Genomic DNA, 22,378 nt, shown 5'->3' on the forward strand with positions numbered 1-22,378 from the left:
CCCTTACGTTCCCGCGCTTAAGCGGAGAAAATGACCGCGTCGGTTCTCCTGATAGCAAGTTGGGTTGTGTTGGGAGCAAAAGGGTTTGTCCTTTCCGTAGCTGATGGTCGAGATCCGCGAAGCATCCACACCCAATGTGACCAAATATTGTTTTACCGCTTCCGCCCGATGGCTTCCCAGGACCAGATTGTATTCCTCCGTTCCGCGATCATCGCAGTGTCCCTCGATCCGGACCTTCAGGCCGGGATTGTGATTCAAGATCTCGGCGTCTTTTTGCAAGGACCGTTGGGCGTCGTTCCGGATCTGAGACTTATCAAAATCAAAGAAGGCGTCGTGGAGTGATTGACCGGAGAGTCCGACGTTCATCGGTTTGGAGGCCTCGACCGACTCCGGTATCTGACTCTTGGGAACGGAGGCCGCGTCCGCGGGGGGTTCCGGAGCTTTCGTGGCTCCGGTGTTTGAGGAAGCGGCGGCCTTGACGGTGGCCGTCGCCGTTTTCCGGTTGCAAGCCGTCACAACCGTCAGGATCATCAATAGGAGAAAGATCGGAATACCGGATTGCAGAGGTCGCATCGGCGTACTCCTTTCGTCAGAATTCAAAATGATCGATTCATAGATACGGGTCCCGTCTCTCACGGCCCTTTTGGAAGTGTGCCGCGGACCGGTTCCGGTTGGAAATGACGACCGTATCGACCAGATCTCCGCAATGGATACATCGAACCATGGGAGTTCCCCCGTCCCGGGTAAAGATCCGTTCTTCAATCATGATTCCATGACATCGTTGACATTCCATGGGCTCCTCCTTTCCATAAAAAGGGTTCATGGCATCGTTCCTGTACGCTAGTCCCCTCCCGCGCCGCAGAATATCCTCCCTCATCGGGTCTTTTTTACGATGCATCCTGGGGTGTTCCTATTCCAGTCCGAGTCCGGCGTCGACCATCGCCCTGAGAAGATCGTGGGTGCTGACGGTCTTGATCAAAATGCCGTTCTCCACAACGGGAAGATTGAGCAGGCGATTTTTTTTCATGAAGCTCAGGGCCGTCTCGATCGGGGTGGTCTCGGGCACGCCATGAAGTTCCCGGCTCATAATATCCTCCACCTTGACCGACCGCAGTTCTCTCCCGGATTCAATGACCTGGAGCAGTTCGGATTCGCCGACATGGCCGACGAAGCGGCCCTGCTTGTCCACGACCGGGACTTCCGGGGTGTGCGCCGAAAGCAACATCTGAGCAACCGCCATGCCTCCCGTTCCGGTATGGATGCGCATGGTGTTGGTTCCTTTGATATCCTGAATCATCCGATACAGCGTTTGAATCGCCATGATGGCCTCCTTTAAGATAAGAGCGCGGACCGAACGGAACGTCCGGTCGAGCCCCCTGGTCTGAATATCCCCTTTCCTGTAATCCGATCAGGTCCGCTGAAGCGTTTCCATCCGGTCGACGACCTTGTGGACGTCCGGCAACATGGAAACGAGTCGATCCGCCAGATGTTTCTCGCAAGGCCGATCGACGATCCCCGACATCGTTACGATGCCGTTATTCGCGCGAACATGAAGCGCCTCAATATCGATCAGGGGGTTTTCGATCAAGACCGACTGGGTCTCTTTTTCGATGGCGATGTCCTGATTGAGCGGCGGTATGACCTGCATATTATTCTGAACCCCTCGAACACCGGGGATCTGCATCGCGAGCAGTTCGGCCAGGCCCTTTTCCTCGCCGGTCAGGACCGTTCCCTCCAATTTGACGATCCCTTTGCGGGACGACACTCCGATGCGGTTCAAGTCCAGACGGCCATCTTTTTCCATGACGGACTCCAAGGCGGTTTTAATCCAGAGATCTCCCTTTTCTAATTGCACCGCGGGCGAGGCCGGGACCGGGAACAGAACCACCAAAACAACGGACGCAAGCAATAAGGCCCCGCCGCCCACATTCATGAATTTTCCCATACAAAATCACCCCCTTCGCTTTCAGGCGGCTTGGTTTCCGCATGTTTTAACCGGCCGATTTCATCCAAGCGGTTCAGATAACCCAATCGCCTCAAATCGCCCAAAATGCGGCGTTCTGACCCCCAATCGCTCCACGTAATGTCGGCAACGGTCAACACCGCCAAGTGGGACGGGTAGCTTCGCACAATATTTTCCAACACCTCCTTTGAAAAATTCATCGTCGGTATCTGTGCGTAGACCGATTCGACCACGTCCCGCTCCAGGGCCGTCCCGATTGCATCTTCGATGCGTTGATAGGCGAGATAGAGATCCGGGGAATTGAGCGCCATCAGATCCAGCATCGTTTTGGCTCGGAAGACCATCACAAAAGAATTCCACAACCCGCTTCTTTGGATAAGGACGCTGGCTATTCTGGGTTCGGGTTTTTCCACGAACTCCAGGATATTTCGGACCTCCCCCGAATCGAGATCCTCGACCTGTGAGCCCGGAAGAATATAGCCGTATTCCGACTCCGGTTCCCACGGCTGGATCCCCAACAACACGAGGCGGGATGGATTTCGTTCAACAAACCGAAAGGCCGTCGCGACGTGCTCTATGAATGAATCCTCTTCCAGAATGAAGTGGTCCGAAGGGAAGACGGCGACAACGGAGGCCGGATAGCGTTTGGAAAGATGCATCAACGGCAGGAAAAGTCCGGGACCGGTACCCTTATTTTCGGGCTGAACGATGACCGTTTTTTCGGACCGACTCGAAAGCTGACGGCGGACATCGAGATAACGAAGGTGATCCCTGTTGACGATGGTTAAGAGATATTCCGGGGGGATCAGTTTTTCGACGCGGTGATACGTTTGCTCGAGCATCGAACGGGTTCCCAGGAAATTGACGAACTGTTTTGGGATTCCGTCCCCTCGAAGCCGGTGGATAAACGATCGCAGGCGTTTTCCGTCACCCGCCGCCAAGACGATCCCACAACGCAGGGGTTCGCTCAACCAGTCTTCTCTGTAGCATTTTTTGATCATGGTTTTCACCCCCAACGGATGATCATTGCGTCCGAGATGTCGCGGACTCAGTGGACGCCATCTGCAAGGACCATACCAGACAAAAATGTGATTACCTGGCTGCTTATCGCTATGAATGAGTACCAGAAAAGGAACTGAAAGTGGGGTCGTCATACCCGGATTTCGGGAGGCGATGACTGATTGATTAGGATGATAAACCCTTTTTAGCAGGATTAAGGCCACCGTGGAAGATGGTCTGAAATTTGCTTGAGAATTCTATGCGAGGCAGGACCGTGACTTGTGACGTGACCACTTCGTATGGTAGCATAAACGGCATGTATTCCATTTGGTCGTTCAGGTGGCGCCTTACATGGATGATGCTTCTGATCCTGTTGACGACGACGGGGCTGCTGTTCATTCTGAACTATCAAATGGAAAAACAGGTTCTGACCGATCAGATCCGTCAACGCGCCCTGCTCATGGGCAAGACCCTTCAACTGAATCTATCGCGCTTGCTTTTAAAAACGGATCATCAGGTTCTTTCCAACCTTTCGGATGACGACCGACAACAAATCCGAGAGTTCATACGGCATTTCAGCGAAGAGGAGTCTCGCTTCGATATTTTCAGTGTTAATGAAGGAATCAACGACCTCTATTTTATTAACGATCAGAATAAAGTCGTCATCGACGATCCGGCGCAAAGCGAGGGACGGACTCTTCCGCCGAATGAACAAATCACTCCGGAGACCCTGGCCAACCTGAAAAAGAATAAGATCGATACCCGGATCCAGAAGCGGGGTGATCGGACCTTTATGTTCATGACCTTTCCCGTTTTCCATAAAGAACAGCTTCTGGGACTTGGGCGGATCGAGATGTCGATGGATTATGCGGTGGCGCTTTTGAACCGGATCAAACTTTGGGGTTTGATCACGACGGCGGGTCTTTTTATGATCGGTCTGATTTTTGCTTCCTACTTCGCGAAAAGTGTGACCCGGCCGATCGGCGAATTGGTCCGGGCGGCGGTCCGGATCGGCCAGGGGGACTTTAATCAGCGCCTGGACGAGTCCCGCCGGGACGAGGTCGGCGTCCTGATGGCCACCTTCAACCGGATGAGCGAGGGCATTGTCAAACTGGAGGAAGCGCAAAAACGGGTGGAAAAGCTGGAGATCGCAAGCCAGTTGGCCGCCCGGGTGGCCCACGAGATTAAGAACCCGCTGAACAGCATCGGCCTTATCATCGATCATATACGAGACCGGTTTGCCCCGGCCGGTCACCCGGAACGAGAGAAATTTATGGACTTGTCCACCAACATGCAGCGGGAGGTGGATCGACTCAATAAAATTGTTGAAGGCTTTCTTCGATCCGCAAAGCCGACCTCTCTGTCGCGGCAACCAACGGATTTCAACGGCTTGATCGATGAAACCTTGGCCTCGATCGCCCCCGAGGTGGACCAACAACAGGTCAAGATTTATCGGGAGTATCAGGGGAACCTTCCAAAACTGTGGGTGGATTATCACCAACTACGTCAGGCGCTCCTCAATTTATTGATCAATGCCTTGCAGGCGATGCCGAATGGCGGCGAGCTTCACCTTTCCACATCGGTTTCCAACAACGGGACCGAAGCGGTTGCCGTCTCCGTCCGGGATACCGGTTGCGGAATCCCCCCTGAAAACCTGCCGCAACTGTTCGGTCCGTATTTCACCACCAAAGAGCGCGGTTTTGGGTTGGGGCTTTCGATCGTCGAGCGGATTGTTCAGGAGCACGGCGGGAGGATCAAGGTTGAAAGCCGGGTCGGAGAGGGTTCGGTTTTCACGCTCCTGTTCCCGATCCAAACGGAAGGGGGCCATGCCTAGCGTTCTGATTGTCGATGATGAAAAAGTGCAGACCAGTATTTTGGGCGACATCCTGACCCATGAGGGTTTTGATGTGACCACGGAGAACAATCCGGAACAGGCCCTGGCCGTGGCCCAAAACCAGTCCTTCGATCTGGTAATCAGCGACATGAAAATGTCCCAGATGGACGGGATTGAACTGCTGAAACGGCTCCGGAAAATCAATCCGGACCTTCACGTGATCATCATGACCGCCTTTGGAACGATCGAGACCGCGGTAAAAGCCATGCGCGAAGGGGCTTTTGATTATGTCATGAAGCCTTTCTCGAAAGAGGAACTCCTGATCACCATTCAGCGCGCCATCAAAAATCAAGAACTGGTTCGGGAAAATGTTTATCTCCGCGAAGAATTGGGCCTCCTCGAAGATTCCGTCCGGCTGATCGGGAGGAGCGAAGCCATCCAGAATATTCACCGGATCATCGCCAAGGTGGCCCAAGATGACAAGGCCACCGTTTTGCTTCAGGGTGAGACCGGAACGGGAAAAGACCTCATCGCGCGGGCCATTCATCAGAGGAGTCCCCGGCAAAAAGCCCCGTTTATCGTCGTCAACTGCGCCGCAGTTCCGGCGGGTCTGATGGAGAGCGAATTTTTCGGACACGAGAAAGGGGCGTTCACCGGCGCGACGCTGGCCAAACCGGGTCGGTTTGAACTGGCCGATCGGGGTACGCTCTTTTTGGACGAGGTGGCCGAGATGGACGGCGATATCCAGGGCAAACTGCTTCGAGTGCTTCAGACCAAAGAATTTGAACGCGTCGGTGGAACACGCACACACCGGGTCAATATTCGGGTCATTGCCGCCACCAATAAAAACCTACAAGAGGAGGTTCGCGGGGGACGATTTCGCGAAGACCTTTTCTATCGTCTCAACGTGGTGCCGGTTACCGTACCGCCACTCCGCGAACGGAAGGAAGACATTCCCCAGTTGGTGGAATACTTTCTGAAAAAATTTCAGACGGAGGGAAAACGGAAGGTGCAGATATCTCCGGAGGCCTTGGAAGCTCTCATGAAATATCATTATCCAGGAAACGTCCGGGAACTTGAGAATCTCCTCGAACGGGCGATCATCCTCTCGGATGGAAAAGTCATCACCTCCCGAGAAATACATCTCTATCCGTTCGACGTTCCCTCGCCTGCGAGCGTTCCGGGTGCGACGGAAGACCGGACCAAGGCGAGCTCCCTTCGGGAGGTCAGCCGACATGCCGCGGAAGAGGCGGAACGAGTTCTTCTCGTGGAAACCCTCCTCCAGACCAATTGGAACCGCGTCAAAGCGGCGAAGGTCTTGGGGATCGACTACAAAACCCTTCGTCTCAAGATTCGTCAGTACGGGCTCACTCCCGGCGGAAGTTTGACGCCCTCAATAACCGAAAAAGGGAAGTCGCCCTAAGACGATGTCACTTCACCGGAGTTTTTGCTTTTCCCTGACTTGGTGCTTTTGGAGTTTTCGCTTTTTCCTGAATCGAGAGCAGTTCCACTTCAAAAATGAGTGCGGCATTGGGTCCGATCACCTGTCCGGCGCCCCGCGGGCCGTAGGCCAGATTTGCAGGGACGAAGAGCTGCCATTTTGAGCCGACCGGCATTAACTGGAGCGCCTCGGTCCAGCCGGCGATGACGCCGGTTACCGGGAACGTGGCGGGCTGTCCGCGTTTGTACGAGCTGTCGAACTCGGTGCCGTCGATCAGAGTGCCACGGTACTGAGTCGTGACCGTGTCGGTGGCTTTGGGTTTCTTCCCTTTGCCGGTTGTGATCACTTTGTACTGAAGACCGCTCGGAAGCGTGACCACGCCTTCTTTATTCTTGTTCTCGGCCAGGAAGGCTTCCCCTTCCTTCATGTTTTTGTCTCCAAGTTCTTTGTTGTGCGCGATCGTCTTGGCCTGCATCTCCTGTTCAAACGCAGACATGACGGCTCGGACCTCCTCTTCCGTGAGCAGGGGTTTCTCACCCGACATCGCGTCTTTGACGCCTCGGGCCAACAGATCCGGATCGACCTCGATGGATTGTTTTTTGAAATTGTCTCCGATATCCAGCCCGATACTATAGCTGACCTTGTCCTTTTCGGTCTTCAGGACCGTGGAATCCGCTGCGAGCACCGAACCGGGCAGCAGGGCAATACCGAATACGGCAACCAGTCGCAATAACATAAGATCTCCTTTCTGGGTTGATCAATGCCCGGCGCTGTGCTGGCCGTTTCCTACGCAGGCATCGCTGGGATAGGTAATTTCATGGAACTTTTGTTATTTGTGCCTCTCCTGTATAATCGAATTCCCTGATCGAGTCAATCATTATGTTAATATTACGGCGACGTGCCAAGGAGTAATTAAGCCCTTGACGCAAGGAGGCCTCTGAATGAGTACCATCCGGTGGAAATGGGTCTGGCTGGCCGGTCTCCTGTCGTTGATCCTCTTTGCAGTATTCCTGACGATCCCTGGAAAAAAGGTCGGTCCCCTTCGGTTCGAAAGGCCGGTCATCCGAGCAGAAGTGATCACTCTCCATTCGGAAGAGATCCCGGTGTACAGGGAGGTTACGGGAACCGTCACCGCCGCATCCGAGGCCACCCTCGCAAGCAAGGGGCTCGGGCTGGTGGAAGAAATCCGGGTGAAAGAAGGGAGTCGGGTCCATACGGGTGAAGTCTTGATCATCTTGGACAGCCGGGCTCTCCAAGCTCAACGTGAACGGGCGGAGGCCGAGCTTGAGAACGCGAAGATCGATTTTGAGAGGGTCAAGACGTTGTTTACGGAACGTTCGGCGACCCAACAAGAGCTGGATAATGCCGAACGAGCCTATAAAGTGGCGGAAGCGGTATTAAGTGCGATCCGGGCCGATCTGTCTTACACGATCATCAAAGCCCCTTTCGACGGTGTGATCACGGAAAAGATGATCGAGGTCGGAGAACTTGCTTCGCCGGGGCGATCCCTGTTGCGAATCGAGGATCAAGAACATCTCCGTCTTGAAGTTCCCGTGGCCGAAATGGATGTCGCCGGCCTGCGTATCGGCCAAACGGTCGTGGTCCGTCTGGACGTCTTGGGAGACAGGGTTATCGAAGGCCGTGTCGTCCAGATCCTGCCGTCCGCCGATCCGTCAACGCACTCTTTTTGGATGAAGGCGGATCTACCGTCCATTCCCGGGATCAAGACCGGTTTGTATGGAAGGATGATCCTCGTCATCGGACAACGAACGGCCTTGGTGATTCCTCAAGCCGCCGTCCGGACGGAGGGAGAACTATCCCGGGTCTACGTTGTGGGCGAATCCGAGGTTGTCCAGTCAAGACTGGTCCGACTGGGACAGATGCAGGGAGATCGGGTCGAGGTCCTCTCCGGGATGGCGCCCGGCGAGCGAATCCTGACCCGCGCTTCGGAGGGTCGGGAGGGGGCGGTTATCGAGAAGGGGAAGGGCGACCGACCATGACCGGATTGGGTCTGAGCGGAAGGATCGTGCAGGTCTTCATCCGCTCCAAACTTACCCCGCTCATCATGATCGCTTCGCTCTTGCTGGGAAGTTTTGCCATCCTGGTCACCCCTCGGGAGGAAGAGCCACAGATTGTTGTTCCCATGGCGGATGTCTTTATCCCTTTCCCCGGGGCTTCGCCCAAGGAAGTGGAGGAACTGGTGGTCCGACCCCTTGAACGCAAGCTGACCGAGATTCGTCGGGTGGAATACGTTTACTCCACCTCGCAGCCGGGCATGGCGTTTTTCATTGTCCGTTTCTATGTCGGCGAGGACCTCGAAAAAAGCTTGGTGGATCTGTACGACAAACTGATGTCCAATCGCGATCTGTTGCCTCCGGGCGCCCCGGACTTTATGGTGAAGCCCCGGGACATCAATGATGTGCCGATCGTGACCCTGACGCTTTGGAGCCCGCGCTACGATGATTTTCAACTGCGCCGCGTCGCGGATCATCTGCTCGAAGAGGTGAAGAAAATTCCGAAGACTTCCGGCGGATTCATCGTGGGCGGAAGGCTACGCCGGTTTCGTGTGATCCTGGATCCGGGGCGGATGAAATCCTACGGTGTGACCCCGCTTGAACTGGTCTCGACGATCCAAGAAGGCAATCAAAAGCTTCCTGCCGGCCGCTTTCAACGCGGAAACCGGGAGTATCAGGTTGAATCCGGCGACTTTATCAAAAGTCCGGAAGATCTGGAACGGCTCGTGGTCGGAATGCATGAAGGTAGGCCGGTCTTTCTAAGGGACGTGGCGGAAGTGAGGGATGGTCCGGAAGAGGCGTCTCGTTATGTATGGTTCGGGACCGGTGCCGGAAATCGGGCGAACGAATCCTCCCGGGATTCAATGTCCGATCCTGCCATCGATGCTTCATCGGATTACCCCGCGGTCACTCTGGCGGTCGGCAAGCAGGCCGGTACCAACGCTGTTGAGGTGTCGCGCGCCATTATACAAAAGGTGGAGGATCTGAAAGGTTCAGTAATTCCGTCGGATATCCATGTGACGGTAACGCGGGATTATGGCCGGACGGCCAATGAAAAAGCCAACGAACTCTTAAAGCATCTTCTCTATGCGATCCTGGCCGTGGTGATTTTTCTGGGACTGGCCCTGGGGGTTCGCGAAGCCGGCGTCGTATCCCTGGCCATTCCATTGACCTTGTCCCTGACCCTGTTTGTCTCGTGGTTGATCGGCTACACGATTAATCGGGTCACGCTGTTTGCCCTGATCTTCTCGATCGGTATTTTGGTCGACGATGCGATCGTGATCGTCGAGAATATCTATCGCCACCTCCGGCTGGAACCGAAAGACCGGCGTGACGGAGGAATCCTCTCCGCGATCCTGGCGGTGGACGAGGTTGGCAATCCGACCATCCTGGCCACATTGACGGTGATTGCAGCCTTGCTTCCGATGGCCTTTATCTCAGGTCTCATGGGGCCCTACATGAGGCCCATCCCGGTCAACGCTTCCATCGCCATGTTCTTCTCCCTCCTGGTCGCTTTTGTGATCGTGCCCTGGTTTTGCCGGATCTGTCATCAGAATCTATCCTTCGAAGATCGTACGTCCGGTCCCGATGAGTCTTCGCGCGATTCCGGTCTGGATCGGTTCTATCGATGGCTCCTGACCCCGCTGATTCGCAGTGTCCGAAATCGCGTCCTTCTCTTAAGCGGTGTGGGTCTCCTGCTGCTGGGCTCTCTCTCTCTGTTTTATTTCAAGCTGACGGTAATGAAGATGCTGCCCTTTGACAACAAGAGCGAGCTGCAACTCGTCGTCGACATGCCGGAGGGGACTCCTCTGGAAGAAACGGCCCGGGCAACCCAGTCCCTGACGTCGTACCTGAAAACCGTTCCCGAGGTGGATCATTACCAGGCCTATGTGGGAACGGCCTCGCCCTTTAATTTTAACGGCCTGGTCCGGCATTACTTCCTAAGGGAAGCTGGCTCCATGGCCGACGTCCAGATCAATCTGGTTGAAAAACAGGAGCGGTCGAGCCAGAGTCACGACGTCGCAAATCGGATCCGGTCGGAGGTCCAGACCGTTGCCAAGCGGTTCGGCGCGAATGTCAAGGTGGTCGAGGTTCCGCCCGGACCGCCGGTCCAAGCGGTTCTGGTTGCGGAGGTGTACGGAACGGATGATGAAAAACGCACCGAACTGGCCCGGCGGGTTCGTGAGGTTTTTGAGGAGACAGCCGGTATCGTGGATGTTGACGACTCGATCGAGGCCGACCAAGTTCAGTATGAGTTCAGGGTGGATACCGTGAAGGCCGGCTTGGACGGTATCTCCACCGAAGAGATCGTCCGAACCCTCGAACTGGCCCTTGGAGGCCATGCAACTGGCCTCGCCCACATCCTGCAGGAAAAAAATCCGGTCGTGATCGATCTTCGACTATCCCGACCGCTGCGTTCGGGGACCGAGGGACTGGGACAAATTTACTTGCGGCATTCTTCCGGTCGGATGATCCCGATTTCAGAGTTGGTGCGGGTCGGTGAAGGACGGGTGGAGCAAGCCATTTATCATAAGAATCTGAAGTCCGTGACCTATGTCGTCGGGAATGTGTCCGGAAGGGAGGAGAGCCCCATTTATGGCATCCTCAACATCAGCAAGGGACTGAAGGCGTTACGCTTTCCGGGGGGAAACTCGATTCAGGAATATTATACAGGGCCGCCCGGATCAGAAGAAAAACCGGCGCTGAAGTGGGACGGAGAATGGCAGATCACCTACGAGACTTTCCGGGACATGGGTATCGCCTTTGGCGTCGCCCTTCTTCTGATTTACCTTCTTATCGTGGCCCAGTTTCAATCCTTCGTCACCCCTCTTGTGATCATGGCCCCCATTCCCCTGACCTTGGTGGGAATTGTTCCGGGCCATTGGCTAACCGGTTCTTACTTCACGGCCACGTCGATGATCGGTTTTATCGCCCTGGCCGGTATCATCGTACGGAATTCCATCTTGCTGGTGGACTTTATTCTGGCCGAGCAGAAGGACGGCAAGGCGTTGTCCGAGGCGGTGATTCGGGCCGGGGCGGTGCGCACGCGACCGATTCTCCTGACGGCCGCGGCTTTAATGGTGGGGGCGTTTGTCATCATCTTTGATCCCATCTTCCAGGGATTGGCGGTTTCGCTGTTGTTCGGTGTCTTTGTTTCGACCCTTCTGACCCTGATTGTGATTCCTGTTATCTACGTAATTTTAGGAGAGTGGGAGGAGAAGAGAAAAAAGACCTAAGGAATAACTTGGACTCCACCTAAACATAATAGAAAAGAACGGAGCCGAGAAACCGGAATTCAATCCATCATTGACATATCGAAATGACTGTGTTACAAAAACGGCTTGTCAGGGGCGATTAGCTCAGTGGTAGAGCGCTTGCTTCACACGCAAGAGGCCGCTGGTTCGATACCAGCATCGCCCACCATGCTTTAGGATTCCCGGATTTTCTCATCCGCTTCCTGCTGTGTTTTACAATCGATGCACAGCGTTGTGACGGGCCTGGCCTCCAGTCGCTTCAGGGATATTTCTTCGCCGCAGCTTTCACAAATGCCGAAGGTTCCATTGCTGATGCGGTCCAATGCTTCGTCGATTTTTTTCAGCAGTTTTTGTTCTCGTTCACGGAGGCGCAGTATAAAATTTTGATCCGTCTCGGCCGAGGCCTGATCGGTCATGTCCGGAAAGTTCTCCGTGCCCGGATTTAGACCGCCCGAAATGATTTCACCGGATTCGGCCAAGAGAACGGCTTTCTGGCGTTCCAGGTCCTTTTTGATTCCTTCGTATTTTCCTTCTTTTAGTTCGCGTTCTTTCTTTACTTTTCGATCTTTTCCGACCATAGAGCGCCCCTTATTTGTGGTGGTCAAATTTGCCGATGACAACACCAGCGAATGCGAAACTATATCAGAAAGACGATTTTGAGTCAATAAGATTAAGGTTAAAAGGCTTCCTTGACACCAAGAGATTTACCTGATATAATTGACATTTACATATATAATTTATTTTCAAACAGTTTAGCCCACCGATGTCTTTACAACAACGTCTCCTCGAAGAAATGAAAACGGCTATGCGTGACGGAGATGCGTTGAAGGTTTCCGTCATCCGATTGCTCCGGGCCTCGATTAAAAACAAGGAGATTTCGAAGGGAAGACAAAATCCTTTGACCGAACAAGATATACTGGAAACGATTATATCGGCCACGAAACAACGCAAGGATTCCATTGAGCAGTTCACCAAGGGGAAACGAATGGATCTGGTGGCCAAGGAACGAAATGAGCTTGAGATTCTACAAACCTATCTTCCACAATCCCTTTCTGTTGAAGAGCTCAAGGCCAAGGCCCAGGCTCTCATAAAGGAGATCGGCGCAAACGGGCAGAAAGATATGGGGAAGATCATGAAGATCTTGATGCCTCAAGTGGCGGGGAAAATTGATGGCTCGGTTGTCGGGCAGGTGGTGAAGGACCTTTTAACCCCGTCATCCTAAACGGGTCTGACACCCGCTTTTCGTTTTGCTTGTAAAGAGACGGCCGCCATTCTCTTATCTTCACTTTCTACCTAGAAAATTTTTATGGGTCGATCATGGAGCGGGGATATTTTTCAGAAGAGCTTGTCCAGAAGATAAAGCAAGAGAGCGATATTCTGGAATGGGTGTCCAGGTACGTCTCGCTTAAGAAGACGGGACAGAACTGGGTCGGGCTCTGCCCGTTCCATACCGAAAAGAGCCCCTCCTTCACGGTAAGTCCCGGCAAGCAGGTTTACCATTGTTTTGGGTGCGGTGTTGGGGGAGACCTCATCGGGTTTTTGATGAAAATGGATGGGTTGACGTTTCCGGAGGTGATCAAGCTGTTGGCTGAGAGGCTGGGCATACCGATTCTTCAGCAACGGGGGGCGGAGGCCAATAAAGCCGAACAACTCCGAGACGAACTCTATCGGATCCATCGGGATGCGTCGGAATATTATCATTCGGTATTGTTAAACAACCCGGAAGCTCAACGGGCCAGGGAATACCTTCACGCACGGGGAATTTTGAAGCAGACCCTTGATGCGTTTTTTCTGGGTTTTGCACCTCCCGGCTGGAACGGACTCCAACAGGTTCTCGTCAAGAAGGGCTGGTCTCCGGAACAGATTGAAAAGGCCGGCCTTATTATTGCCAAGGCTCAGTCGGCTCCGGGACGAAAGCATTATTACGATCGCTTTAGAGATCGGATAATTTTCCCGATCTTTGATTTGCAAAATAGGGTGACGGGTTTTGGCGGGAGGGTGCTGGATGACAGTCTTCCCAAGTATCTCAATTCTCCGGAAACCCCGATTTTCAGCAAGGGCCGCCAACTGTATGCCATGGACAAAGCGAGAGAGGCCGCCGGTAAGTGCGGCTACCTGGCCGTGGTGGAGGGTTACTTTGACGCCATCGCGGCCCATCAGGCTGGTATTCATCCGGTCATCGCGACGTTGGGGACCGCTCTGACATCGGATCATCTGGAGCGGATACACCGGTTTGTACCGACGGTTAAATTAATTTTTGATCCGGATGATGCCGGAATCCGGGCTGCGCTGCGAACCCTGGATTTGATTATTCCAAGTTCTGTGGCCGGGGAAGTGGTTTTGTTGCCCCGTGAAGAAGATCCGGACAGTTTTATTAAAAAACGCGGTGCCGAGGCTTTTAATCGGTTGTTGAATCAGTCCACCAAGCTTTTGGATTTTGCAATCCGGCGGGGCTTGTCCGAACCCACTTCCGGAACCATTGAAGGAAAGCTCAAGATCGTGGATCGCATTCTTCCCGTCGTGCGAAAAGTGAAACGACCGGTCGAGCGCAGTTACTATGTCAAACATCTTGCGGAAAGTCTCGGATTGGAAGAACGGGACCTCGCAAAAGAAATGGCTCAATTGGGTGAAACCGTTACGACGGCCGCGCCGTTTACGGAAGGTTCCCTATCGCGACTGCCACAGGAGGAACAAATCCTGATCCATCTTTTGCTGCATCGTCGTGTCACGGTCCCGACTTTGCTTCAGCAGATCGATCAAGATCATTTTACAGATGGTCAACTCCGACAGATTTTCAGTCGATGTGTTGAAATATCACGGACGGGAGGGGAAGCCCTGCGTTCGGACATGCCGATCCATACCGACATGGCCGATCCCCGGCGGGCTTCGATCCTATCGGCGTTGATGGTGAAGGAACCTGATTATGAGGATTCCCAGCAGACGTTGAAGGATTGCATACGGACTCTTCGGGTGAAGAAAATCCGAACGGCCATGAAGACCCTGGAGACCCAGATCCGGGACGCGGAACAGTCCGGAAATGGGTCCCATGTCAAATCCTTGCTGGATCAATTGATCGGACTTAAAAAAATGAGTTTGGAAGTGAACAGTTAGACCATGAACGGTGATCGACACGTTTTTGATCCCGCCGATATGAAAAGCGGTGTTTTTTACGACGGGTTCGATGGCCGCGGACGGCTGAATGCCCCGGAGGAGGTTTCATGTCCAAAGATGAGAAAGTCGATGAAGTCAAGCAGCTGATCTCGCTTGGCAAAGAAAAAGGATACCTGACCTATGATGAACTGAACAACGCTCTTCCGGCGGACATGGTTTCCTCCGAACAAATCGATAACCTGATGATGATGTTCGGGGAGATGGATATCGAGATTATCGATACGCCAGAAGAGGAACGTTATCAGAAGATGATGACGGAGCCCGAAGAGGGGAGGACGGAGTTTAAAGGCTTGGAGGAGGGGGAAGAGGAGGGCGAAGAGGAGGAAAAGGTCAAGGAGATCGATCTGACGCCCGGAGTTCTGAGCCGGACCGCCGACCCTGTCCGATTGTATCTGAAGGAGATGGGAAGCGTTCCGTTGCTCTCCCGTGAGGGTGAGATCGAAATTGCGAAGAAAATCGAAGAGGGCGAAAAGGAGGTCGCGACCGTTGTTTTCGGGACCCCGATGATCATCAAGGACCTTTTGTCAATCAGTGAAAAGCTGCGGCACGGAAAAATCAGCATTCGGGAAGTGGTCTCGGCCTTTGATGAGGAGTTCGACGAGGAAGGGGTGGTTCAAGAACAGGATGACGCCGAACTGACGGCTCGCACCATCGAAGCCATTTCAAAGATGAGAGGTCCGTACCGAGATCTCATGAAAGGGTATCAACGATTAAAACGATCCGGCTCCGACTCCGCAAAGCGTCGCAAGATTAAGGTCGAACTTCGCGAGATAAAACTCCAGATCGCGGAAAGGATCGAACAAGTCAACCTGCATCCGACGTTGATCGAGAAAATGATCGGTCAAGTCAAGGCCTTGGCTGTCGATATCATGCATGCCGAGCGGGAGATCACTAATTGCAAACGACGATTGGGGGTATCGGGCGAAGAGGGCCTTCTGCTCCTCAAAAAAATCGGAAGAGGTCCGGCTGGCCTCAAGTCGGTTCGTCGAAAGACCAATCTCTCCGCCGAAGCGCTCCATGACGTCGACAAGATTTACCGGGAGGCCCGGAAAAAGATCCGGGCGGCGGAAACCCTGGCCATGGTGACGGCCGAGGAAATCAAAGAAGCCGTCAAACTCCTCGATCAGGGGGAAAATAAGATCAAATCCGGTAAAACCGACTTGGTGGAGGCCAATCTCCGGCTGGTGGTAAGTATAGCGAAGAAGTATACCAACCGCGGGCTCCAATTTCTGGATCTTATCCAAGAGGGAAACATTGGGCTGATGAAGGCCGTGGACAAGTTCGAATACAAACGGGGATACAAATTCAGCACCTATGCGACTTGGTGGATACGGCAGGCGATCACCCGGGCCATCGCGGATCAGGCTCGAACGATCCGGATTCCGGTCCATATGATCGAGACCATTAACAAGTTGATCCGCACCTCTCGGCATTTGGTGCAGGAACTTGGCCGTGAGCCCATGCCGGAAGAGATCGGCGAAAAGATGGATTTGCCCATCGAAAAGGTTCGAAAGATCCTGAAGATTGCCAAGGAGCCGATTTCATTGGAGACGCCGATCGGAGAGGAAGAGGATAGCCATCTCGGTGATTTTATCGAGGACAAAAAAGCGGTTTCTCCGATCGAGGCGGCGATCCGGTACGATCTTCAACGGCAGATCACGAACATACTCCAGACGCTGACGCCGCGTGAAGAGAGAGTTTTAAGAAAGCGTTTTGGGATTGGAGAGAACACCGACCATACCCTTGAAGAAGTGGGACAAGATTTCGAGGTCACCCGAGAACGAATTCGCCAGATTGAGGCGAAAGCGCTTCGAAAACTGCGTCATCCCAGCCGGAGTAAGAAGTTAAAAAGTTTTGTGGAAAGTTTGTAATTTCAAGCCGTTTTATGGATTGCAGAGTGGTTTCGGGCCCATAGCTCATTTGGTAGAGCAGACCCCTTATAAGGGTCAGGTACCTGGTTCGATCCCAGGTGGGCCCAGAGGAGATCCGGTGTCAGAGGAAACCCGTTTGAAAGACCAACTGGAGCATCTCATCCGCCTTCAGGAGATCGACAACCGTCTGAGCATCATAAAAAGTGAGATCGCCCGTATTCCGCAACGAGTGGAAACCGCCCAAAAACTCTTGACCGAAGCTCAGAAACAGTTTGCTCAAAGTCACGCGGATTGGGAGGCGTGTAACCAGCGTAAGCGGGACAAAGAGCGGGATCTTGAAACCTGCGAGGAGCGGCTCTCAAAAGCCCGTAATCGCCAAAGCGAGATCAAGACCAACAAAGAGTATCAGGTACATCTCCAGGAGATCGAAACGTTCAAGGCCGAGAAAGGTCGAGTGGAGGAGGAATTGCTGATCTTAATGGAGCAGATTGATGTTTACAAACGCAGAGAAACGGAATTGGCCCAGACCATCAAGGCTGCCGAGCAAAAATTCGATTCGGAGCGGAGCCAACTGGAGAACCAATCCGAAGCGTTAAAGGCGGAACGGGACGTCGTCGAAAAAGAACGGGCTGCGGTCATCCCGACCATCGATCCGAAACTGCTGAAGATTTATCAGCAGCTTAAAAATCTTCACCGGGAGTTGGCCGTTGTTCCGATCCAGCATGGAACCTGCGGCGGCTGCCACATGAACATTCCGCCCCAGATGGTGGCCGAGGTGAAGGCCCGACAACGCATTCTGACCTGTTCCCAGTGTCAGAGGATTCTTTTTTGGCCCTCTTCCATCGAACAAGCCGCCGTGATGATTAATGAGGCGGGCACTCCTGGAGCACCTGCTGCGTCGTCCTGAAATGCCATTTCGCCACTTTTTTTAAGGCCTCGGCCGACCGTTCCTTCACCAATTTGACCGCCGCTTGTCGTACTTGATCCGACGCCCCTTTGGGTAAGTCCATCCGGTGCTCTTCCGACAATTGTTTGAGCCGTTTCAAGAATTCCGCCCTCGCCAAGATGGAGGCCGCCGCCACGGCGGGGTCTTCTTCCGCGCGGGGGCGCTGCTCGAGCACGATCTGACGTCCTTTTTCCATGAGAGCGTTTTTGATGAACCGCTCGTCCCCGAACTGATCCGCGATGGCCCGGGGGGATTCGGTCTCCGTAAGGAGGTTCTCGAGGGTCCGGGCATGCGCCCAAGCCAACAACTTATTCAAATTACGCATTTTCTCGTACAGGGCGTTATATCGCTCCGGTCCGATCGCCACGACCGCATGTCGGCAGGCTTGTCGGATCATCGGCTCCAGTTCCAAGATGCGCTTGTCGGTCAACCGCTTACTGTCTTTCACGCCCCATGCCGTCAGTCGGACCGAGATCTCCGGGTCGACTTGAACGCCGGCTACCACCAGCGGCCCGAAATAATCCCCCTTTCCGGATTCATCCAGACCGATCCACGAGTCTTGGGTGGACACCGGTTTCACTGCTGAATGGATACGGTGCCGGAGGGAAGGCGTTCGGAGGTCGATTGTCGCCAGACATACACTGCGAGCGCCGTGATAAACAGAAAAACGCTGAACACTTGGGGAACCGGGAAAAGACCACCGAACAGGAGGGAATCACCGCGAAAGAATTCCAGTACGAACCGTGCGACGGCGTAGACGACCGCATACATCAGAAACAGTTGGCCGTCGAACCGGGTTCTTTTTCGGAGATTCCACAGGACCGCAAAGATGAGCAGGTCCGTGGCCATTTCGTAAAACTGGGTCGGGTGGAGCGGGATATTGTGCGGAGCCTGCGCCGCCGGATTGGTGAAGGTGATCGCCCAGGGGAGCGTGGTCGGTTTTCCATAACTGCAGCCGTTTAAAGTGCAGGCCCCGCGACCGATGGCCTGCCCCAACATGATCGAAGGGGTCAGGAGATCGGCGAAGCTCCAGAAAGCCAGTTGCCGCTTCTTGCAGAACCAGACTCCGGCCAGCATTCCTCCAATCAATCCGCCGTGCAAGGCCAATCCGCCGCGCCAGATCGCGACGATATCAAGAGGATGATGGGCGAAATAAACCGGATTGGAAACCATGACGTAGTAAAGACGGGCTCCGACGATGCCGGCAATCATAACATAGAAGAGGAGATCATAGACCAGTTCCGGATCGTATCCTCTTCGACGGGCTTCGCGGACGCCGAGAAAAGTTCCGGCCAGAAAGGCCAGGGCGATCATGACTCCATACCATCGAATTTCCACGTTGCCGATCTGGAGCAGGATGGGATGCATTTACTTTTTTTCTCCCTTATCTTCCATCGGACCGACCCGGATCAGGACGGTCCGTTCTTGACCGTCGCGAACGGTCTTTAGTTTGACCTCTTTTCCCACCGGTGTTTCCGCAACGATTAAGGGCAGCGTGCGCATCTGGACAATTTCTTTGCCGTCAAATTCGACAATGACGTCCCCGCGCTGGAGCCCGGCCTTAAACGCGGGACTGTTTTCAAATACATCCGAGATCAGTGCTCCGTTCTTACTCTTAAGGTGGAAAGAGCGAGCGAGGTCGTCGTTTAACTCCTGGATCATGACACCTAACCATCCGCGCGTGATTTTCCCGTACGTTTCCAGCTGATCCAGGACTTTTTTCACCTGATTGATGGGGATGGCAAACCCGATCCCTTGACCGGAAGGGCTTATCGCGGTGTTGATCCCGATGACTTCCCCGTTGGTATTGAAAAGCGGGCCGCCGCTGTTGCCGGGATTGATCGAGGCGTCGGTCTGAATGTAATCATCGAACGGTCCGTTGCCGATGGCGCGTCCTTTGGCACTGACGATCCCGACCGTGACGGTTTGTTCCAGACCGAAGGGGTTGCCGATCGCAACGACCCATTCTCCGACATCGAGTTGGTCGGAATCCCCCAGCCGGGCGGTTGGGAGATTGTCCTGATGCGGAATTTTGATCAAGGCCAGATCGGTTTTATCGTCTCGGCCGATCACCTTCGCTTCGAACTCGCGCTCGTCGGATAAACGCACGATAATCTTATCCGCTTTTTCGATCACATGGTTGTTGGTGAGGATCAATCCGTTTTTCTTGATGATGAATCCCGACCCCAAGCTCTCTCCTTTGTATTCCTTTGGAAATATCTTTCCAAAAAAATCCCCCAACGGGGGATGATCCTCGGGAAGCGGGCTCTCCGCGGCCGGAGTTTTTTGTGTCGTGCTGATGTTGACGACGGCCGGTTTTTCTTTACGGACGATATCGGCGAACGAGAAAAATTTCGGTTCCGGCTGGAGCGGGTGCTGGTTCCCCGGGTCCGCAAAGACGACCGTCGATCCAGATGCCAGAAGCGCAAAACAAAAACCGAACCAAGTACGGGTTTGAATGTTCATGACGGTTTATTGTCCAATGGACCACCCGATTCCATAGCGGGTCAGCCACGCGGCCAGCCATCGGAGGGAATTTGTGAAAATCATAACCCCCACGATAATCAAAAAGATTCCGCTGACCAAGGAGACGATCCACAGGTAGTCTTTCAATTTTCTAAAAGAGATCAGAAATAGGTTGACGCCGAGGGCGGTGGCGAGGAGAGGAAGGCCGAGTCCGATCGAGTAGACCAAAAGCAGTTCGATCCCACCCGCCATGGATTGGGTGGCGCTGGCGTAGAGGAGAATCGTTCCCAGGATCGGCCCGACACAGGGGGTCCACCCGGCTGCAAATGCGACGCCGATCAGAACGGATCCGAGGGCCCCCGCCGGTCGGTTTTGAAACTGGTATTGTCGATACGTCATGAGAAAAGGGATCTTCAAAATACCGATCAGATACAGGCCGAAACCGACGATTAAAATCCCGCCGACCTTTCGAAGGATTCCCTGATAGGTCAACAGGGCTTGACCCGCCGCCGTGGCGGATGCGCCGAATGCGATAAAAACCAGCGAAAAACCGAGGATAAAGAGAAGCGAGTTTTTGATCGTTACCCAACGAGCCTTTTTTTGTCCGGCGGGATCGGTTAATTGTTCCAGAGAAAGGCCTGTGATGTAGGAAACATACGATGGTACCAGCGGCAAAACACACGGGGATACGAAGGACAAAAATCCGGCCGTGAAGGCGATCATAAACGAAACGGTTGGGGGAGCTTCCGACATGGTTACTTGTCCTTTAAAAGTTTCTCAATCAGGTCTCGTGATTCCGGATTGCTCCAGTTCCGCCCACCCACCAGTCGGTGCGTGATGACCCCTTTCTTATCCACCAAGATGGTTGTCGGAACGGACTGGATCAGGTATTTATCGTCCACCCGGAAATCCGGGTCCAGCAGGATAGGATACGACAGGCCGAGTTTTCGAATAAACGGTTGAACGGCCGATGCTCCGTCCATATCGCTCGAAACGGCCAGTATTTCCAGTCCTTGATCCTTGAAGTCATGATACAGAGCTTCCATAGAAGGCATCTCAGCCCGACAAGGGCCGCACCAAGTGGCCCAGAAATTGATAAAAACGACCTTGCCTTCCAGACTGGCCACGCTGACTTCTTCGCCATGAAGATTGGTTAACCGGAAATTCGGGGCGAGATACCCGATTCGTGGCGCTTCTTCAGTGGCGATGGCGGTTGCGCCGGCCTGGGTAGAAGCCTGCTGACAACTGACAAGAAGCAGCGCCAAACCAATTGAGATGGTGACTGGGTAAACGGACGCTCTCATGAGTTTTGTGCCGAAAACCTTCGGAATGTTTGAATCACGGGGTAAATGAATAAAACCGATGATCAGAGGACCTCAAACCTTTCAGAGGCAATTTCAAATCGTCTTATTATACAACAGATCCCTCCGAAGGACAAGCGGGATATGCGGTTTATCCCTCAGAGCGCGGGGGGATTTCCAGCTCGAAGGCTCTGCAACGCTTTCTTAACGAACTCGGCATCTTCCGTGCCAGGCGTGAGATTCTGAAAGGCAGTGGTCCAGCTTCGGTCCGCTAAATCGTATTGTTTCAGCCGCACGAGAGCCACGCCCTTGTACCAAAGCACGGCCGGGTCCCTCGGCATGGTGACCAACGCCGTTTCGAAGCGACCGAGAGCCTCCTGCGAACTTTTCCGATCATCCGGAGGAGAAGTCTGGAGTTGGATTAACCCCAGGAAAAAATTTCCTTCAAAGTTTCCGGGGTCCAGTTCGACCACTTTGCTCCAGGCCTTTTGGGCATCGTCAATCCGCTTTAAGGTCATGTAGGAGCGCCCGGCCATGATCTGACCTTGCAGATCGTTGGGATTGTTTTTTAAACGTTGCTCAAGCTGCGCGACCATCTCGGCCGGATTCGGCATTCCTTGAGGACCGGCAGCGTCTCCGCTTTCCGCGAACCGTCGTTGCGCTTCGAGACCGATCTTGGCCGTGATGTATTCGTAGATCCCGACGGCGCTTCCCACCACCACAAGACCGAGAGTGACCGACCCGGCCCACCTCAGCAGCCCGGAGGATCCTGATGCCGATTTCACGGTTCGACTTCCTAACGGCGGATCTTGTTTGGAGAAGGAATCGAGTTTGTCCAAGATTCGACCGAACCGGGCCTCATCCACCGCTTTGAGACGTTGATGATCGGAGGGGTTCAACCGGCCTTGGGCCAGGTCGAGATCCAATTCGGACAACGAGTTCAGGAGGGTCTGTTTTTCAATCTCGAGGTCGATCCGCTCTTGATTCATGGATGCTTCGAGGCCCATGGGAATCGGATGGGCATCCTTGTTCCATAGAGGGTAAGCCAATATAAGGATGACGGCGATGAGGATGAGGCCGGCTGTAAGGGCGAATACGAGCATGGATGGGGTACCCG

At 53.8% G+C, this 22,378-nt stretch carries 20 protein-coding genes and 2 tRNA genes; 10 read left to right on the forward strand and 12 right to left on the reverse strand.

What is annotated here, in order from left to right:
* Positions 1-3: 3 nt before the first annotated feature.
* The 4 genes from pal to VLY20_01715 all read right to left on the reverse strand — a co-directional run bounded on the left by pal (position 4) and on the right by VLY20_01715 (position 2,934).
* Positions 4-573, reverse strand: a complete 570-nt coding sequence (gene pal, locus VLY20_01700; protein HUK55355.1) for a peptidoglycan-associated lipoprotein Pal — start codon at positions 571-573, stop codon at positions 4-6.
* 337 nt (positions 574-910) lie between these two features.
* Positions 911-1,321 carry a CBS domain-containing protein gene (locus VLY20_01705; protein ID HUK55356.1) on the reverse strand — a complete coding sequence of 137 codons (411 nt, stop codon included), beginning with the start codon at positions 1,319-1,321 and terminating at the stop codon, positions 911-913.
* Positions 1,322-1,408: 87 nt separating this feature from the next.
* Positions 1,409-1,945, reverse strand: a complete 537-nt coding sequence (locus VLY20_01710; protein ID HUK55357.1) for a BON domain-containing protein — start codon at positions 1,943-1,945, stop codon at positions 1,409-1,411.
* Positions 1,930-2,934: a sugar phosphate nucleotidyltransferase gene (locus tag VLY20_01715; protein HUK55358.1), complete on the reverse strand. Its 1,005-nt coding sequence runs from the start codon at positions 2,932-2,934 to the stop codon at positions 1,930-1,932. Before VLY20_01715 ends, VLY20_01710 begins: the two co-directional genes overlap by 16 nt.
* Before the next feature lie 383 nt (positions 2,935-3,317).
* Here VLY20_01715 and VLY20_01720 point away from each other — a divergent pair, with 383 nt between their 5' ends.
* Positions 3,318-4,796: an ATP-binding protein gene (locus tag VLY20_01720; GenBank protein ID HUK55359.1), complete on the forward strand. Its 1,479-nt coding sequence runs from the start codon at positions 3,318-3,320 to the stop codon at positions 4,794-4,796.
* Positions 4,789-6,219 (forward strand): sigma-54 dependent transcriptional regulator, encoded by a 1,431-nt coding sequence (locus VLY20_01725; GenBank protein ID HUK55360.1) that lies wholly within the window; start codon positions 4,789-4,791, stop codon positions 6,217-6,219. The genes VLY20_01720 and VLY20_01725 overlap by 8 nt, the downstream gene beginning before the upstream one ends.
* A 7-nt stretch (positions 6,220-6,226) precedes the next feature.
* Here VLY20_01725 and VLY20_01730 read toward each other — a convergent pair whose 3' ends face one another.
* Complete coding sequence (locus VLY20_01730) at positions 6,227-6,973, reverse strand: FKBP-type peptidyl-prolyl cis-trans isomerase (GenBank protein HUK55361.1); 747 nt, start codon at positions 6,971-6,973, stop codon at positions 6,227-6,229.
* A gap of 205 nt (positions 6,974-7,178) precedes the next feature.
* Here VLY20_01730 and VLY20_01735 point away from each other — a divergent pair, with 205 nt between their 5' ends.
* The 3 genes from VLY20_01735 to VLY20_01745 all read left to right on the forward strand — a co-directional run bounded on the left by VLY20_01735 (position 7,179) and on the right by VLY20_01745 (position 11,675).
* Complete coding sequence (locus VLY20_01735; protein ID HUK55362.1) at positions 7,179-8,237, forward strand: efflux RND transporter periplasmic adaptor subunit; 1,059 nt, start codon at positions 7,179-7,181, stop codon at positions 8,235-8,237.
* A complete protein-coding gene (locus VLY20_01740; protein HUK55363.1) occupies positions 8,234-11,488 on the forward strand; it encodes an efflux RND transporter permease subunit in 3,255 nt (1,084 codons plus the stop codon). Before VLY20_01735 ends, VLY20_01740 begins: the two co-directional genes overlap by 4 nt.
* Before the next feature lie 112 nt (positions 11,489-11,600).
* Positions 11,601-11,675: transfer RNA gene (locus VLY20_01745), tRNA-Val, on the forward strand.
* A gap of 4 nt (positions 11,676-11,679) precedes the next feature.
* Here VLY20_01745 and dksA read toward each other — a convergent pair.
* Positions 11,680-12,084, reverse strand: a complete 405-nt coding sequence (dksA, locus tag VLY20_01750; protein HUK55364.1) for an RNA polymerase-binding protein DksA — start codon at positions 12,082-12,084, stop codon at positions 11,680-11,682.
* Positions 12,085-12,269: 185 nt separating this feature from the next.
* On the opposite strand from dksA, the gene VLY20_01755 reads away from it, so the two are divergent.
* From VLY20_01755 to VLY20_01775, 5 genes are all read left to right on the forward strand, one after another.
* The gene (locus tag VLY20_01755; GenBank protein ID HUK55365.1) at positions 12,270-12,728 is read left to right on the forward strand and encodes a GatB/YqeY domain-containing protein; all 459 of its coding nucleotides are present in this window, start codon (positions 12,270-12,272) and stop codon (positions 12,726-12,728) included.
* 95 nt (positions 12,729-12,823) lie between these two features.
* Positions 12,824-14,617: a DNA primase gene (gene dnaG / locus VLY20_01760; GenBank protein ID HUK55366.1), complete on the forward strand. Its 1,794-nt coding sequence runs from the start codon at positions 12,824-12,826 to the stop codon at positions 14,615-14,617.
* A gap of 107 nt (positions 14,618-14,724) precedes the next feature.
* Positions 14,725-16,548 (forward strand): RNA polymerase sigma factor RpoD, encoded by a 1,824-nt coding sequence (gene rpoD / locus VLY20_01765; protein HUK55367.1) that lies wholly within the window; start codon positions 14,725-14,727, stop codon positions 16,546-16,548.
* Positions 16,549-16,582: 34 nt separating this feature from the next.
* A tRNA-Ile gene (locus VLY20_01770) sits at positions 16,583-16,655 on the forward strand.
* Between the two features lie 11 nt (positions 16,656-16,666).
* Entirely contained in the window at positions 16,667-17,455 is a 789-nt protein-coding gene (locus VLY20_01775) for a C4-type zinc ribbon domain-containing protein (protein ID HUK55368.1), read from the forward strand.
* Here the strand turns inward: VLY20_01775 and rnhC are convergent.
* The 6 genes from rnhC to VLY20_01805 all read right to left on the reverse strand — a co-directional run bounded on the left by rnhC (position 17,412) and on the right by VLY20_01805 (position 22,268).
* Positions 17,412-18,065: a ribonuclease HIII gene (rnhC, locus tag VLY20_01780; GenBank protein ID HUK55369.1), complete on the reverse strand. Its 654-nt coding sequence runs from the start codon at positions 18,063-18,065 to the stop codon at positions 17,412-17,414. The two genes, VLY20_01775 and rnhC, sit on opposite strands and share 44 nt — an antisense overlap.
* Positions 18,066-18,070: 5 nt before the next feature.
* Positions 18,071-18,862 (reverse strand): prolipoprotein diacylglyceryl transferase, encoded by a 792-nt coding sequence (gene lgt / locus VLY20_01785; protein ID HUK55370.1) that lies wholly within the window; start codon positions 18,860-18,862, stop codon positions 18,071-18,073.
* Positions 18,863-19,960 (reverse strand): Do family serine endopeptidase, encoded by a 1,098-nt coding sequence (locus VLY20_01790; protein HUK55371.1) that lies wholly within the window; start codon positions 19,958-19,960, stop codon positions 18,863-18,865.
* A gap of 6 nt (positions 19,961-19,966) precedes the next feature.
* Positions 19,967-20,713, reverse strand: a complete 747-nt coding sequence (locus VLY20_01795) for a cytochrome c biogenesis protein CcdA (protein ID HUK55372.1) — start codon at positions 20,711-20,713, stop codon at positions 19,967-19,969.
* Positions 20,714-20,715: 2 nt separating this feature from the next.
* Positions 20,716-21,264: a TlpA disulfide reductase family protein gene (locus VLY20_01800; protein ID HUK55373.1), complete on the reverse strand. Its 549-nt coding sequence runs from the start codon at positions 21,262-21,264 to the stop codon at positions 20,716-20,718.
* 155 nt (positions 21,265-21,419) lie between these two features.
* Positions 21,420-22,268, reverse strand: coding sequence for a tetratricopeptide repeat protein (locus VLY20_01805; GenBank protein ID HUK55374.1), 849 nt, complete (start codon positions 22,266-22,268; stop codon positions 21,420-21,422).
* Between the last annotated feature and the right edge of the window lie 110 nt (positions 22,269-22,378).

It is taken from the genome of Nitrospiria bacterium (assembly GCA_035517655.1).
Classification (GTDB): domain Bacteria; phylum Nitrospirota; class Nitrospiria; order JACQBZ01; family JACQBZ01; genus JACQBZ01.

Bases quoted from the DNA above. Each gene is read 5' to 3' on its own strand.
- VLY20_01725 (HUK55360.1), top strand. From the start codon at position 4,789: ATGCCTAGCGTTCTGATTGTCGATGATGAAAAAGTGCAGACCAGTATT.
- VLY20_01755 (HUK55365.1), top strand. From the start codon at position 12,270: ATGTCTTTACAACAACGTCTCCTCGAAGAAATGAAAACGGCTATGCGT.
- rpoD (HUK55367.1), top strand. From the start codon at position 14,725: ATGTCCAAAGATGAGAAAGTCGATGAAGTCAAGCAGCTGATCTCGCTT.
- VLY20_01720 (HUK55359.1), top strand. From the start codon at position 3,318: ATGATGCTTCTGATCCTGTTGACGACGACGGGGCTGCTGTTCATTCTG.
- dksA (HUK55364.1), bottom strand. From the start codon at position 12,084: ATGGTCGGAAAAGATCGAAAAGTAAAGAAAGAACGCGAACTAAAAGAA.
- VLY20_01790 (HUK55371.1), bottom strand. From the start codon at position 19,960: ATGAACATTCAAACCCGTACTTGGTTCGGTTTTTGTTTTGCGCTTCTG.
- VLY20_01710 (HUK55357.1), bottom strand. From the start codon at position 1,945: ATGGGAAAATTCATGAATGTGGGCGGCGGGGCCTTATTGCTTGCGTCC.
- lgt (HUK55370.1), bottom strand. From the start codon at position 18,862: ATGCATCCCATCCTGCTCCAGATCGGCAACGTGGAAATTCGATGGTAT.
- pal (HUK55355.1), bottom strand. From the start codon at position 573: ATGCGACCTCTGCAATCCGGTATTCCGATCTTTCTCCTATTGATGATC.
- VLY20_01805 (HUK55374.1), bottom strand. From the start codon at position 22,268: ATGGGCCTCGAAGCATCCATGAATCAAGAGCGGATCGACCTCGAGATT.
- VLY20_01735 (HUK55362.1), top strand. From the start codon at position 7,179: ATGAGTACCATCCGGTGGAAATGGGTCTGGCTGGCCGGTCTCCTGTCG.
- VLY20_01705 (HUK55356.1), bottom strand. From the start codon at position 1,321: ATGGCGATTCAAACGCTGTATCGGATGATTCAGGATATCAAAGGAACC.
- VLY20_01740 (HUK55363.1), top strand. From the start codon at position 8,234: ATGACCGGATTGGGTCTGAGCGGAAGGATCGTGCAGGTCTTCATCCGC.
- dnaG (HUK55366.1), top strand. From the start codon at position 12,824: ATGGAGCGGGGATATTTTTCAGAAGAGCTTGTCCAGAAGATAAAGCAA.
- VLY20_01800 (HUK55373.1), bottom strand. From the start codon at position 21,264: ATGAGAGCGTCCGTTTACCCAGTCACCATCTCAATTGGTTTGGCGCTG.
- VLY20_01795 (HUK55372.1), bottom strand. From the start codon at position 20,713: ATGTCGGAAGCTCCCCCAACCGTTTCGTTTATGATCGCCTTCACGGCC.
- VLY20_01730 (HUK55361.1), bottom strand. From the start codon at position 6,973: ATGTTATTGCGACTGGTTGCCGTATTCGGTATTGCCCTGCTGCCCGGT.